17 protein-coding genes are annotated in these 14,199 nt (G+C 41.2%); 8 read left to right on the forward strand and 9 right to left on the reverse strand.

Going from position 1 to position 14,199, the window contains the following annotated elements; translation table 11 throughout:
• Window positions 1–218: 218 nt before the first annotated feature.
• The 4 genes from QM738_RS18830 to QM738_RS18845 are packed head-to-tail and all read right to left on the reverse strand — an operon-like array spanning window position 219 to window position 2,578.
• Window positions 219–791, reverse strand: a complete 573-nt coding sequence (locus tag QM738_RS18830; RefSeq protein WP_462278291.1) for a cysteine hydrolase family protein — start codon at window positions 789–791, stop codon at window positions 219–221.
• 5 nt (window positions 792–796) lie between these two features.
• A complete protein-coding gene (locus QM738_RS18835) occupies window positions 797–1,477 on the reverse strand; it encodes a M24 family metallopeptidase (protein ID WP_462278292.1) in 681 nt (226 codons plus the stop codon).
• A 51-nt stretch (window positions 1,478–1,528) separates the two neighbouring features.
• Window positions 1,529–2,119 (reverse strand): Crp/Fnr family transcriptional regulator, encoded by a 591-nt coding sequence (locus tag QM738_RS18840; protein WP_462278293.1) that lies wholly within the window; start codon window positions 2,117–2,119, stop codon window positions 1,529–1,531.
• Between the two features lie 54 nt (window positions 2,120–2,173).
• Window positions 2,174–2,578, reverse strand: coding sequence for an OsmC family protein (locus tag QM738_RS18845; RefSeq protein ID WP_462278294.1), 405 nt, complete (start codon window positions 2,576–2,578; stop codon window positions 2,174–2,176).
• A gap of 110 nt (window positions 2,579–2,688) precedes the next feature.
• Here QM738_RS18845 and QM738_RS18850 point away from each other — a divergent pair, with 110 nt between their 5' ends.
• The 4 genes from QM738_RS18850 (at window position 2,689) to QM738_RS18865 (ending at window position 5,190) form a co-directional block, all read left to right on the forward strand.
• Complete coding sequence (locus QM738_RS18850; RefSeq protein ID WP_462278295.1) at window positions 2,689–3,486, forward strand: hypothetical protein; 798 nt, start codon at window positions 2,689–2,691, stop codon at window positions 3,484–3,486.
• Between the two features lie 188 nt (window positions 3,487–3,674).
• Complete coding sequence (locus tag QM738_RS18855; protein WP_462278296.1) at window positions 3,675–4,151, forward strand: lipoyl synthase; 477 nt, start codon at window positions 3,675–3,677, stop codon at window positions 4,149–4,151.
• Window positions 4,152–4,157: 6 nt separating this feature from the next.
• Window positions 4,158–4,598 carry a radical SAM protein gene (locus QM738_RS18860; RefSeq protein ID WP_462278668.1) on the forward strand — a complete coding sequence of 147 codons (441 nt, stop codon included), beginning with the start codon at window positions 4,158–4,160 and terminating at the stop codon, window positions 4,596–4,598.
• 169 nt (window positions 4,599–4,767) lie between these two features.
• Entirely contained in the window at window positions 4,768–5,190 is a 423-nt protein-coding gene (locus tag QM738_RS18865) for a retropepsin-like aspartic protease (protein ID WP_462278297.1), read from the forward strand.
• On the opposite strand, the gene QM738_RS18870 is transcribed toward QM738_RS18865, so the two are convergent.
• From QM738_RS18870 to QM738_RS18880, 3 genes are all read right to left on the reverse strand, one after another.
• Window positions 5,168–5,926 carry a LytR/AlgR family response regulator transcription factor gene (locus QM738_RS18870; protein WP_462278298.1) on the reverse strand — a complete coding sequence of 253 codons (759 nt, stop codon included), beginning with the start codon at window positions 5,924–5,926 and terminating at the stop codon, window positions 5,168–5,170. The two genes, QM738_RS18865 and QM738_RS18870, sit on opposite strands and share 23 nt — an antisense overlap.
• A 1-nt stretch (window position 5,927) precedes the next feature.
• Window positions 5,928–6,974, reverse strand: coding sequence for a sensor histidine kinase (locus tag QM738_RS18875; protein WP_462278299.1), 1,047 nt, complete (start codon window positions 6,972–6,974; stop codon window positions 5,928–5,930).
• Window positions 6,975–7,038: 64 nt separating this feature from the next.
• The gene (locus tag QM738_RS18880; protein ID WP_462278300.1) at window positions 7,039–7,605 is read right to left on the reverse strand and encodes a hypothetical protein; all 567 of its coding nucleotides are present in this window, start codon (window positions 7,603–7,605) and stop codon (window positions 7,039–7,041) included.
• 147 nt (window positions 7,606–7,752) lie between these two features.
• On the opposite strand from QM738_RS18880, the gene QM738_RS18885 reads away from it, so the two are divergent.
• The 3 genes from QM738_RS18885 (at window position 7,753) to QM738_RS18895 (ending at window position 9,949) form a co-directional block, all read left to right on the forward strand.
• A complete protein-coding gene (locus QM738_RS18885; protein ID WP_462278301.1) occupies window positions 7,753–8,742 on the forward strand; it encodes a phosphodiester glycosidase family protein in 990 nt (329 codons plus the stop codon).
• A 66-nt stretch (window positions 8,743–8,808) separates the two neighbouring features.
• The gene (locus tag QM738_RS18890; protein WP_462278302.1) at window positions 8,809–9,345 is read left to right on the forward strand and encodes a DUF4382 domain-containing protein; all 537 of its coding nucleotides are present in this window, start codon (window positions 8,809–8,811) and stop codon (window positions 9,343–9,345) included.
• 82 nt (window positions 9,346–9,427) lie between these two features.
• Window positions 9,428–9,949, forward strand: coding sequence for a hypothetical protein (locus tag QM738_RS18895; protein WP_462278303.1), 522 nt, complete (start codon window positions 9,428–9,430; stop codon window positions 9,947–9,949).
• Window positions 9,950–10,002: 53 nt separating this feature from the next.
• Here QM738_RS18895 and QM738_RS18900 read toward each other — a convergent pair whose 3' ends face one another.
• Window positions 10,003–10,968 (reverse strand): ROK family protein, encoded by a 966-nt coding sequence (locus QM738_RS18900; protein WP_462278304.1) that lies wholly within the window; start codon window positions 10,966–10,968, stop codon window positions 10,003–10,005.
• A 73-nt stretch (window positions 10,969–11,041) separates the two neighbouring features.
• Window positions 11,042–12,538, reverse strand: coding sequence for an MFS transporter (locus tag QM738_RS18905; RefSeq protein ID WP_462278305.1), 1,497 nt, complete (start codon window positions 12,536–12,538; stop codon window positions 11,042–11,044).
• 201 nt (window positions 12,539–12,739) lie between these two features.
• On the opposite strand from QM738_RS18905, the gene QM738_RS18910 reads away from it, so the two are divergent.
• Window positions 12,740–14,155, forward strand: coding sequence for a glycogen synthase (locus QM738_RS18910; protein WP_462278306.1), 1,416 nt, complete (start codon window positions 12,740–12,742; stop codon window positions 14,153–14,155).
• Window positions 14,156–14,199: the final 44 nt, after the last annotated feature.

Raw genomic sequence — 14,199 nt, forward strand, 5'->3', positions numbered from 1 at the left:
AACTCTTGTGCTGCTTTTAGCATTATACAGGCTCTTTTATATGCATTATTTTGACAGTGAAATGCCACGGAGATATTTTGAGGTATCGAATTTTGCAGGCCATAGTTTTTCTGAACCGGAATACAGGTATTTTACATGGCTGATAGTACCTTTTTTGCTCGTGCAGGCATTATTCTTAGTTTATTTTATTATAAGAATATGTATAAAGAAGAATAAAATTACCGGATAGATTTTATTACAAACTCTGTAGTAATTATTGTTGCAAATTCATTGTGCAGGCTTGCCAGTGCAGTTTCATGTATCCATTCAGCGCTGTAGTTTTTACCATCCCATCCTTTTTTATTGAAGGTGGCCGTTGCGTCTTCCACCACAAAATTGCTGAAACCGAGATTGCCGGCCATCCTTACCGTAGTGGATACGCAGTGATCAGTAGTTAAGCCTGCTATCACCAAAGTTGTGATGTTATCATTCTTCAGCAATTTTTCCAGTGGAGTACCAATAAAAGCGCTGTTCACGTTCTTTTTAATTACTACTTCAGTATTCAACGGTTTTACTATTTCCTTCAATGCATTGCCTGTATGGGTTGGATGCAACGGCGAAGCAGGATTGGTGGAACAATGCTGGATATGGAACACAGGCAATTCAAGTGTTCGCCAGATCTGTAACAGAGCTGCCGCATTTTGCTCGGCCAGCAAATTATTCCTTTGACCGCCCCAGTAAGCGATGTCATCAAATCCTTTTTGAATATCCACCAGCAGCAATGCCGGCCTGTTATTTTTTGTAAGACTCATTTTATTTAATTTGATGCATCCAGTAATTGTTCAAAATAAGCGCCGATATTTTTTTCTTTGTCAATGAACTGCAATTCCAGTATCCAGTATCGTTTATTACCTTCTGCATCTTTTAAAAAAATATCATCATGGTTTTCAGGATGGATATCCAGTTCCCAGCTTTTAGGGTCTGCAGGTTGTTCATGCGGGTATTTACCAACTATATGTCCTGCAATTACACCCGTAAATTCCCACCCCGAATTTTTAGCTTTATCAACAGCCATTTTAAACAGGTCGGCAGCTTTTACCGCGTTTTGTTTTTTGTACCAGCTTTGTATCTCGTACCAGGCATTTTCAACATCCTGTTTTAATTGTAGTTTTACTGCATCATTTCCTAAAACATAGGTTCTGCCCATATCAGCTTCATATCCATCTACTATTGGTCCAAGATCAACGAATACAATATCATTTTCTTCAATGATCCTGTCCGTAGGATCATCGCTATAAGTGGCCAATGTATTTGAGCCCGCCCTTACAATTTTTTTGTGCCAGTGTTGGGTAATACCGAATTTTTCAGCAGCCAGCTGCGTGATCTCACTTACCAGTTGTGCTTCGGATCGGCCGGGTTTGATCAGCCCGTTCTTATCAATGGCGTCAAATAATTGCCGTGTAATATTTTCAGCGTGTAATAGTTTTGCCTCTGTCATTTTATTTGTTTTGGAACGACACAAAAAAAATGCATCCGGCACAATTAAAAGTTAATGTACATTAACGCGGTTTATTTTTTTCTTTAGCGTGCTTAAGAATTGCGGGGTTACGCCCAGGTAAGCGGCAATGTCTTTTTGCGTAAAGCGTTTTTCCGCATAGGGTTTGTTTTTGAGGAACAGCAGGTATCTTTCTTCTGCAGGCGCAGCCAATATCTGGTTGATCTGCCTTTTTTGGGAGATATAAGCGTTTTGAAAAAGTATCCTGAAAAAACGTTCAAATTTTGGCACCTCGCTGTACAGCAATTCCAGATCGTCTTTGCTGATCTGTATCACTTCTGTATCTTCTATGGCTTTGATATTACATTGTGCGGCCGTTGCAGTAAAAAAACTATAGAGGTCATCTGCCCACCATTCCTCTACTAAAAAATCAACAATATGCTCGGCACCGTTCTCATCCGTGGAATAATTTTTTAAACAGCCATTAGTGATGAAACTGGCGTGCCGGCATACCGTTCCTTCCCGCAGTAAAAAATCTCCTGCACATAAACGTGCGGGCTGCAAAAGAGAAATAAAGAATGCTGTTTCTTCTGCAGTTAAAGAAATATGCTTTGCTATACTGGACAGTAGTAGTTCAACATTCATGGTAGCATAATTGAAAGCTGCTGAAAAGCCAACCTTTTTTATTAGGCGGACATCTTACCAACGGTACTCGATATGTTGTACAATATCTGGATGCAGGCTTTTTGCCACAGGGCAATTATCACCGATCTTTTGTACCAGCATTTTGTTTTCTTCGCTTATTTGTAATGTGGCCGGAAAATGAATGATGATATCAATCTTACCAATTCTTCTCGGGTCGGCAACCATTGTTTTGGTAACATCGATTGTAGTACCGGCAAAGTTAATGTTCATATCGGCGGTCCTGATACCAATGGTAGTGATGATGCAGGTGGCCAGGCCAACACAAATAGTATCGGTGGGGGAGAAACGTTCGCCTTTACCCTTGTTATCAGTAGGGGCATCGGTTTCAATAACGGTACCGCTCTGCAGGTGGGTGCATTCGCAGCGCAGATCGCCTTTATAAATAACGGAGGCTGTCATAATATGAATAATTTAGTTTTTGTTAAATGGAGTATGTTATTTCATCAAAATCAGCATCTTTATTAACTACATACTATTTTTGCATAAATTTACGTAAGTAAACCATCTACATGAAAAAATTACTTGTTATACTGATGGCACTTTGCTTTGCAGCAGGTGCATTTGCCCAGGATAAAGAAAACTCTAAAAAAGCAAAGAAGGAAGAGAAGCGTAAACGCATTGATGCGTTGGTAAAACAAGAGGAAGAAGGGGTGATCGCCTATAAAAAACAAACCGTATATGGGTTTAAACTGAACAGTGATGGTTATGGCGCTTTTTTCGAGATCGGGCGTGGTAAATCCATCAAAAAAACAATGCTGTACCAACTGGAGATAGGAGAGCGCAAGCACCAGAAAGAAGAAAAACTTACCAGCATTGCCAATTTTTCTTCCCCTTTTATTTACGGTAAACTCAACTTTTTTTACCCTGTAAAACTGGGCATTCAGCAACAAATGCTGCTGGGTAATAAAAGTAATAAGAATGGTGTGAGCGTGACCGGTAACCTGGGCGGCGGCCTGTTGCTGGGTTTATTAAGGCCTTATGAAATTGAAGTGGATAAGAACGGTCAACGGACCTTTGTAAGATATGATTCTCCCGATAGCCTGCTCTTTATTGATTCCTGGAGCGATCCTTCGGCCTCCGGCCCTAATTTCGGCACTGGCTGGAACCACCTTTCCGTTACACCCGGTATTTATGTAAAACCTGCTGTACGCTTCGATTATGGCCGCCTGAACGAACTGGTAAGCGCTATTGAAGTGGGGCTTACTGCAGAGTATTATTCCAAAAAGATACCCCAGATGCTTTACAATAAGCAAAAACAATTCTTCTTTTCCGCCTATTTTGCACTGATGTTCGGCAGGCGCAAATAAGTACTGCTTTTAGTGGTTGATGCGAACTTTACTGCTGGTTCTGTAAGGCCAGGCGGTATAGTGCAGCATTATTTTAAACCTTTAGTTCTTATCTTTGTTCTTCTATAATTAAACAGCCAGTTTTCAAAATTGCAGGCCTTTAATATACAAGGGTTTGCAAACCCGAGATCTAAAATCTACAATCTAAAATGACAGAATTACCGGTAATAGATGGAACAGTAGAGCAGAAGCCCAAAAAACCAGACTGGTTGAGGGTTAAATTACCTATTGGAGAAGAATATAAGCATGTACGCAATTTAGTAGATACCCATAAACTGCATACTATTTGCGAGAGCGGCAATTGCCCCAATATGGGCGAGTGCTGGGGCGCTGGTACGGCCACTTTTATGATATTGGGTAATATCTGTACCCGGAGCTGCGGTTTTTGCAATGTTGCTACAGGTAGGCCGCTGGCAGTGGATTGGGATGAACCCCAGCGTGTGGCAGAAGCCATTCACCTGATGAAGGTAAAACATGCGGTTATCACGTCGGTGGACAGGGATGAACTGAAAGACGGCGGCAGCATTATCTGGTACAATACCATTAAAGCGGTTAAAGCGCTCAACCCTGAAACAACTTTAGAAACACTGATCCCCGATTTTAAAGCGGAAAAAGAAAATATTTAACGTGTTATTGATGCGGCACCAGAAGTGGTAAGTCATAATATTGAGACCACTGAACGCCTGACCAAACAGGTGCGTATACAGGCCAAATACTGGCAAAGCATGGAAACGCTGAAGATACTGAAGGAAGGTGGTATGCGAACCAAGAGCGGCATTATGCTGGGCCTGGGCGAAGAAAAAGAAGAAGTGGTGCAAACCTTAAAAGATCTTAAAGCAAGTAATGTGGATGTGGTTACGATTGGTCAATACCTGCAACCCACTAAAAAACATTTACCTGTTGCCCGTTTTGTTCACCCTGATGAATTTGCGGAGTACAGGGAGATCGGTTACAACTTAGGTTTTGATTATGTGGAAAGCGGCCCGCTGGTCCGTTCTTCTTATCACAGCGAAAAACACGTTATTGAAGGGTGGGGAAGGAATAAGTGGAACGAAGAGAAAATGAATAATTAATAATGAATAATTGATAATGGTTTTGGTTTTAAACTGTTTGCAGAAACGGTAAGCACTTTAGGCCGGAAGAATTATTCATTATCCATTAACTCATTATTCATTTAGTAACCTAACTATTCTATAAAACCATTCACTGAAATTTGGTAGTCATTAAACCTTATCTTTTTTTATGACTTCAAAAAAAAATAAAGTGTCCGTAATAAAACACCCGTTGCTGTTTGTAGGCTCCAAAGGAGAAAAGAGTTTGTATACCTTATTTGATAGTGGAGCAAATCTTTCCTGTATCAATCCCGAATATGTAGAAGGTCTTGAAATATCCGTTGCGTTAGGCAGAACGAGGTTGATATCCACTGCTGCCGAAGGGCATTTTATAGAAGTGACTGAAAGAGTTTCTTTAGATTTTTATTTAAATGATGTACTCTTAAGCGATGAATTTTTATTGGTGCCCGGCTTAAGTGAAGAAGCGATCATTGGAGCGGCCACCATGCAGAAATGGAGGATCAAATTAAATTTTGAGTACGATACTGTTGAGGTAGATCCTAAAGTAGCTAAAATGCAGTTGAAAAAAGCTATCGCCCCAGCCATTCTTTAAATCCATTCACTCTTTCGCGGCTTACGATGGTTTCGGCAGTGGTGGCGGGGCATACTTCTAATTTCAGTCTTCCGCCGAGCCAGGTATGCACTTTTTTTACGGACTCTATATTTACCAACAGGTGCCGGTTGATACGATAAAAATTGTCCGGTTGCAATTGTTCTTCCAGTTGTGATAAATTGCTTTCTAATAAAAATTTATTACCATTGAAATCCACCGCATAGCAGAGTTTGCCATCTGCGAAGCAATAAGCAGTATTTTCTGTTTTTAAATAACTCAATTGCTGTCCGCGTTTTATCAATAAGCGTTCTTTGTATTTTACCGCATTCATTTCCTGCATCAGCTTTAATATCTTACCCTGAAAATCATGATTGGTTTTGGGATAGAGTTGCTGGTATTTTTCCAATGAACGCTGCAATTCATTTTCGTCAATAGGCTTTAATAAATAATCGATGCTGTTTACTTTAAATGCCTTTAATGTATACTGATCGAATGCCGTAGTGAAAATAACGGGAGTGGAGATGTTCACTTTTTCGAAAATATCAAAACTGATACCATCGGCCAGTTGTATATCCATAAAAATAAGATCGATCTCCGGCGCAGCAGCGAGATACTGCACACTCGATTCAATACTATCGGCTTTATACACCACTTCCACCTCATCATTGTACTGGTGAAGCAGTTTGGCCAGCCGGTTAGCGGCAGGTATCTCATCTTCTATAATGATCACTCTCATTTTATTGTTCTATCAATGGAATGGAAACAGTAAAATTGGTTTCGCTCTCGGTCACTTTTACCGGCGCATCGCTCAGCATTTTATAGCGGTTGCGGATATTGTTCAGTCCAATGCCGGTGGATTCATTCACCTGTTTTTTCATCTGCAGGTTGTTGCTTACCACCAGGCTGCCATTATCGGTAAATACATTTATCTGCAAAGGCTTGTCCGATGAAACAATATTATGCTTGATGGCATTTTCCATCAGTATCTGCAATGAAAGCGGTACAATTCTTTTCTGCAGTTTTTCTGCAGGCACATCCACATTCACTTCCAGGTTCTTATCAAACCTTGTCTTCATTAAAAAAGTATAGGCATGCAGTACGTCGAGTTCATCTTTTAAAGGAATGCTTTTTTCATCCTTTACTTCCAGTATGTGCCGGTACACTTTTGATAGCTGTTGCACAAAATCAACCGCATGGTCCGGGTTTTCGGGTATCAGTGAAATAAGGGTATTGAGGTTATTGAATAAAAAATGTGGGTTTACCTGTGTCCGCAATGCGTTCAGTTGTGCTGCAAGGTTCTCTCTTTTAAGATTCTCTGTTTCCTGTACGGAGCTGCGCAGCTCGTGCATAAAATAAATGCTTTCGTAAATACCAATGATCATGATGAGGCAGAACATGGCTGCGGCATTGCTGGTGATCAAATGATCGGTATCAAAAACGCTTACCGGGTTTTCGGTAAAGATGGTTTCGGTAAGTATATAATGCAAAAGGTTGTTGCCCAACAACGTTACCAGCAGCATGGTGCTTATTTGTATCAGTAATCGCTTGCGTACATCGCTGAAACGGGGATATCTTTTGCGGCACCAGATAAGTATGTACCGGTTCACCATCCACAGCAACACGATAATGATAAAAGTGGAAAAGAAACGTGCCACGTTAAAATAAGGTTGCCGGTTCAACCGGCAACCAAAAAATACTATCGGAATGATAAAACTTAATAAAGGAATAGCGAACAGCATCAGCAGTTTGTCGTTAAAAGCAATCTTGCAGTTGGTCCGCTTCATACAGTAAAGATATAAAAATTACAATGGCAGTAAAAGCCCGCTGTTACTGCTTTTCAGCAGGCCCTTAATTGCTGCTGCTGTTGTAAATATCAACGGCTTCTTTTAAGCGGGCAATATCGCCATCGATTGCTTTGGCTTTTTCAACAGCGGCGCTGCAACCGTTCAGTTCGTTGCTGATAAAAGATTCCATGCTTTTTTTGTTGAGAATTTTAAGGTGGTTGTTGGTGTAGGAGAAATAATCACCTGGTTTTCCTTCGGTACCGGCTATTAAAACGGGTTCGCTGCCATTGTAGGTGGTGGTGCCGGCAGCATTGCTGGCCTTTTGTAAAAAATTGAGTTTACCGGCACAGATGATTTTAAAAAAATCGCCGCTGATGCAGGTATAATTATCGCCATTGATGCTTACGCCATTGATGGCATTGCCTTCGTAGGTTTTTTTAGTACCTGCTTCATCCATGAATACCACTGCTGCCGATTTTTTGATATTGTTTTTGATGTAACCGTTGATCACAGTATTGTTAGGTAAAGTGATACTGCCTTTTGCAAAGCCTTCCGGTATTGCAGTCTGGGCCTGCGTGGTTACAAAACCCAGGCTTACTATTGCACTGAAAAAAAATGTTTTGAATGACATGACTAAAAGTTTAATTGTTTATTAAAAAGGTTATGCGCTAATTTTAATGATGCAAGTTTAATTTGCCGGATATATTATAGAAAGCAAAAAGGAGTGAGCAGGGAAAAAAGCGGAGTGAATTGTGGTATTATTAAAAAAACTATTTCAATGAAACGGATCATTACCGGGGCTTATTTATCAGCAGTCTTTTTTATTGCAACGCTTCCTTTGCAGGCGCAGCAAAAATGGGAGAATGTGGACAGCGCCTTTCAGCCATTGCCCAACAATTTTCATGTGTATAAATGCACCGACAACCTGGATGGAAAACCGTTTATTGCTTATTATGCCGAAGCCGTTTTAAAGGACAAGCATCTGAATTTTACTACCGATACCACCAGGGGCAGAAGGATAACACCGCTGCAGTTTTATGTAAAAAATGACCGGCCTTTACTGGTTGTGAACTGCAGTTTTTTCAGTTATGAGACCAACCACAGCCTGAACCTGGTAATGAAAGACGGTAAAATACTGGAGTATAATACGCATACCATACCCATGAAAGGGAAAGATACTTTCCAGTATAAACATCCCACCGGCAGCGCTCTTGGTATCTCTAAAAAAAGAAAAGCTGACGTGGCCTGGTTATTTGCAGACAGCACGGTTAAATACCCCATTGCTTTTGAGTGGAAACCGGAATTGATACAGGATAGTTTTACCAGGATATCCAAATACAGGTTTGTACCGGAGCTGCATCATTTACCTAAAGTAGAAAAAGGCCGGGGCATAAAAGATAAGTGGAAAATGCAGACGGCAGTGGGAGGCGGGCCTGTACTGTTACAGGATGGACAGGTAAAGATCACCAATAACGAAGAAGTACGTTTTGCCGGTAAAGCCATTGATGATAAGCACCCCCGCACCTGTATGGGTTATACGGCTGATGGCCGCCTGATCATTATGGTAATTGAGGGCCGTCATCCCGGTATTGCAGAAGGCGCCACACTTACACAACAGGCACAATTATTAAAAGATCTTGGCTGCGTGGAAGCACTGAACCTGGACGGCGGCGGCAGCAGTTGTATGCTCATCAATGGCAAAGAAACCATTACACCCAGCGAAAAAGGAGTGGAGCGGCCGGTTCCTGCTGTGTTCATAATTAAATGACCGTAAAAGCTGTTAGGCCGATTTTTGGCATAGTTTTTTCTTCTCTTGGAGCAACAACCAATTGATATGAAAAAAAATACCATTCTACTCGCTGCCGCATTGCTTTTAGCCGGCACTTTCGCCTTCATTTCCTGCTCAAAAAATAGTGATGATAATGGTACATCCACTTTACAGGTGCGTTTGACCGATGGTCCTACTAACCTGGCCGAAGTGAACGTAGACATTCATGAAGTAAATGTAAAATTCAGCGATGATACATTGAGTAATAATGGCTGGGTAAGCATGCCTACTCATGCAGGTGTATATAATTTACTGGGTTTCCAAAACGGTGTGGATACGGTTTTAGCAAGCCTGTCGTTACCGCACGATGTGGTGAAAGAGATCCGTTTTGTACTGGGACCTAATAACAGTATTAAAGACACCAACGGTATTGTATATCCATTGACCATACCGAGCGGTTCAGAATCGGGTTTAAAGATAAAGGTGAATAAAAAACTGGCTGCCACACTGGAAACATTGATCATTGATTTTGACGCAGCATTATCCATCATACAAACCGGTGCAGGCGATTACAAATTAAAACCTGTATTGAAGATAAAATAATTATGACCACCTGGAAAAACAAGAAACATCCATCTTGCATGGGTGTTTTTTTGTTTTGAAACGATTTAACAATTTTTCTTCATTGCTAAGCATTATCTTTATTGAGTCCACCAGGGCTTATCAAATGAAGACTGCTTATATTACTTTCTCCTGTATAATAATTACCGTATTACTTATCACGGCCGGCTGCGCCAAAACGCTGGACGACTGGATCAATGAGAGTTTATATGCGCCTAAAAAAATATTATGCCGCAGCTGGGTAAAAGCAGAAGAGTTGCACAATCCTGCCAACGTTATAACCAACAGTTTCAATACCCTGCAGCCTTGCGCAAGGGATAACGCTTATAAATTTGATAAGGATGGTTATTACGAAATGAACCAGGGTAATTCCAGTTGCTATGCCACCCAGCCATTTTTAATAGAAAATGGGCGCTGGGATCTATTAGAGCATGATACTAAATTAAAACTCACATTGGCCGATGGCAGCGTTAAAAGACTCTATAACGTTGTACAGCTGGATACCAATTATATTTTTATCGCCACTTATATTGATAGTTCAAGAGGAACGAAGGTGGAAGTGAAGGAAAAGTTTTATCCGCAGTAATAAAAAAGCCGGTCAACTAACCGGCTTATAATGATCAATATAACCAATGTTTATTATTTCTCCCATGCCAGCGCACTTGCGCCCAATATCGCTGCATCCGATTCTTTTAAATGGCTCACCAGTATCTTCACTTTATTCTGGAATACCTGTATCAGATTCTCTTCCATGTGTTGCTTGGTGGGTTTTAATATAAAATCGCCTGCCTTGGTAAGGCCGCCGAATAATACAATAGCTTCGGGACTGCTGAACATGATGGCATTGGCCAATGAAAGTCCGAGTATCTTGCCGGTGAATTCAAATATCTCCAGCGCTATTTTATCGCCTTGTATAGCGGCATCATACACTGCTTTGGAGTCCAATTGATCTTCGGGCACTTTTCGCAATAAGCTGGGTTCATCTGTTTTGTTCAATAATTCAATAGCTGTTAATCGTACACCCGTTGCCGATGCATAGGCTTCCAGCGGCCCTTTTTTACCGGTACCCTGGTGATAACGTCCGTCGGGTATTACAATAGTATGTCCCAGTTCACCGGCAAAACCATCGTGACCGTATATCAATTGTCCGTTGGCCACAATACCACTTCCCACGCCCGTGCCGAGGGTGATCATGATAAAATCTTTCATGCCCTGCGCAGCACCATACATCATTTCGCCAATGGCGGCTGCATTGGCATCGTTGGTCAATGTAACCGGCAACCTGAATTTCTTTTCCAGCAATTCGGCCAGCGGTATAATGCCTTTCCACGGCAGGTTAGGGGCGTATTCGATAGTGCCGGTATAAAAATTACCATTGGGAGCGCCAACACCAATGCCTTTGATGCGACCGGTACCACCGCTTTTCTGGATCAGTTCAGAAAGCGCCTCATACAGATCATCTATAAAACTATCTACGGTAGCATGTTTTTTGGTAGAGATCTCGCTGCTGAATAAAACATTACCCACACGGTCTACAATACCAAACTTGGTACCGGTGCCGCCGATATCAATACCAATTACTAATTGTTCCAAAGCTGTTGCCATATAGCTGTTTTAAAAGTCAATCCCCAAAATAGTTTGGGGATTGCTAAATTATGAATTAAATGATAGAACTTGTTTAATGACCGCCACCTTTTACTTTACTCAGTTCATCCAGGTCGATACCCTGGTCCTTAAGATCGTTCTTAGCCTTTATGGCATAATAGGCCAGGTATACAAAGCAGGCGATACCTACAAAATAAGAGAAGCTGATACCTAAAAGATGATCGCCGGATAAATAGCCCTGCAATAAACTGATGATACCACCACCGCAGATCATAAAGATCAAAAAGTTGGAACCTTCACTGGTATGTTTGCCCAATCCTGAAATAGCCAGTGTAAAGATACATGGCCAAAGTGTGGAGCAGAATAGACCCACACTGCAGATGGCATATACACTCACATTATAATCAGGGGAGAAGATCGCGATCAATAAAGCGATGATACCACAAATGCTGAATATCAGTAATTGCCTGGCGGGGTTACCCATGCTTAAAAAGTTGGCAATGATTAATGCAACTATTACTGCGGCATACACATAAAAAGGTTGAAGATCGTGTTTAGCAATGGCATTCACCAATAAGAATACACCAAAGGCCAGGTAAGGCATTAAAAACTGCAGTACTTTTTTGGTGCCTTCGCTAAAACCAAATGCACCTGCAGAAGCAGTCCAGCGGCCGATCATAAGACTTGCCCAGAACAAGGAGATATAAGGAGCAGTGGCACTTGTAGCCGTACCCAGTTTTTGTTTCATGAACTCAGGAAGATTAGCAGCAGTACTTACTTCCACTCCCACATAAACAAATATCGCGATCATACCCAGTACCAACTGCGGGTATTTAAAAGGGGTGCCACGGTCTACCCAGGTGTTTTTTGCTTCGGCCAGTTCCTCAGTATTACTTACCAGTTTATTGGGTACTGATGAAAAATAGAAGATAACAGCCACCAATAAAAAAGCAGCACCTAAAATAAGGTAAGGTGTTTTTACCGTGCTTAAAGATGTAACCACTAATGATGTAACAGAACCAAAGATGGCCAGGTTAACGATCAACGGGCCAATAGTGGTGCCGAAATTATTTACACCGCCGGCCATACTTAACCTTTGCGAACCGGTACTGGCACTGCCCATATTAATAGCCATCGGGTTGGCAGCAGTTTGTTGCAGGGAAAATCCTAAACCAATTGTAAATAAACCGGAAATGAATAAACCAAAAGATTCGGTACTTGCAGCGGGTATAAATAATAAAGTACCTATTGCAGAAACGATCAAGCCGATACTGATACCGTTCTTGTAACCTATTTTATTCAACAGATCCTGCTTTAATATTTTACTGATCATAAAATAAAGCAAGGCTCCAACAGAATACGCCACATAGAATGCAAAGGAAACCATTTGAGCCTGCCATTGTTCCAGCTTCAATTTTTCCTTGAATACGGGTATCAGTACATCATTGCTCGCAGCAACAAATCCCCAGAAAAAGAATACACTTACAAGGGTACCAAACTGGCCCCATTTTGTTTTGTTAGTGTCTGTTGCCGGCAATGGTGAGATAAGGTCTTTTTGTTCAATTGGCATATCGTTATGTTTTAAGTGCCTGAAAATAGAATAATTTACTGACGAAGAAAAATTTTCATTACGTCATTACTACATCATCATTGAATTGTGTAATGTATCTGGATAAAATAGCAGCAGGCATATAGTAGATTAATATTTTTATAATTTGGTTAAATCAATCAAAACTTCCTAAATTGTAATAAGATTACTCAATTGCTAATAATGGAAATACTTCATGTAACAGCAGAATGTTACCCCTACGCCAAAGCCGGCGGCCTTGCAGATGTGGCAGGAGCTTTACCCAAATACCAGAACGAACTCGGGCATATTGCAAAAGTAGTGATGCCCATGCACCGCACTAAATTTTTACTGGATAATAGTTGGGATACTGTTCATAAAGGTTCTTTTAATATGGGTAATTATTATTTTGATTACACCATTATTAAAGAAAGTACCAATAAACTGGGTTTCGATCTTTATTGTGTTGATATATTCGGCCTTTTTAACCGGGAAAAGATATACGGCTATGATGATGACTCTGAAAGATACACTGCCTTCCAGATAGCGGTGGTGGACTGGATCAGCCGCTGGCAGCACCGCCCGGGAGTGGTACATGTGCACGATCATCATACCGGTCTTATTCCTTTCATGATGCAAAACTGCTATGCCTACCGGCACCTGGCAGATATTCCAACTGTACTTACTATTCACAATGCCCAATACCAGGGATGGATGGGCTGGGATAAGAATAATTATATACCTGCGTACGACAGCTGGCAATGGGGCAAGCTGGACTGGAATGATACCATCAACCCGCTGGCTTCGGGCATAAAATGTGCACTAAGGGTTACTACTGTTAGTCCCAGCTATATGGACGAACTGAAGTACAATGCCAATGGCCTGGAAGCTTTATTTGAATATGAAAAGGGTAAATGTATTGGTATACTCAACGGAATTGATAATAAAGTATGGGACAGTGCAACTGATACCTATATTTTAGACAACTATAGTAGTAAGGATGTGGATGCAGGTAAAAAACTGAACAAGAAAAAGCTGTGCGATGATTTTGGACTGGATATTGAGAAGCCGCTGTTTATTTTTATCGGCCGCCTGGTGGGGGAAAAAGCTGCGGAATTATTGCCTCAGGCTATCAATGATTCTGTCTATCATATCAATGGCCGGATGAATTTTTTGATATTGGGCAGTGGCGATCCGTCGGTAGAAGGACAACTGGAAATGATGCGGAGCAGCCTGATGGGTTTTTATAATTCCCAGATAGGTTATAACGAAAAGCTGGCGCACCTGATGTATGCCGGGGCAGACTTTTTATTAATGCCCAGCAGGGTGGAGCCCTGCGGACTGAACCAGATGTACGCATTGCGCTATGGCACTATGCCGCTTGTACGCAGTACCGGCGGGCTAAGAGATACAGTGATAGATATCGGTGATGAAGGCGGCTTTGGCATAAGATTTAATACAGCTACGGTAGGGGATATCACTTATTCGGTGTACCGTGCAGTGGAATTATATGCCGACAAAAAAAGAATGACCGCGTTAAGAAAAAAAATGATGCAGATAGATAATGGGTGGGAAGTAAGTGCAGGACGGTACATTGAACTTTATGAATCAATTTTATAAAATGAATAATGATTAATGAATAGTGAATAATTGATAGTGATTAA

The organism is Ferruginibacter sp., from assembly GCF_049840995.1.
GTDB lineage: Bacteria > Bacteroidota > Bacteroidia > Chitinophagales > Chitinophagaceae > Ferruginibacter.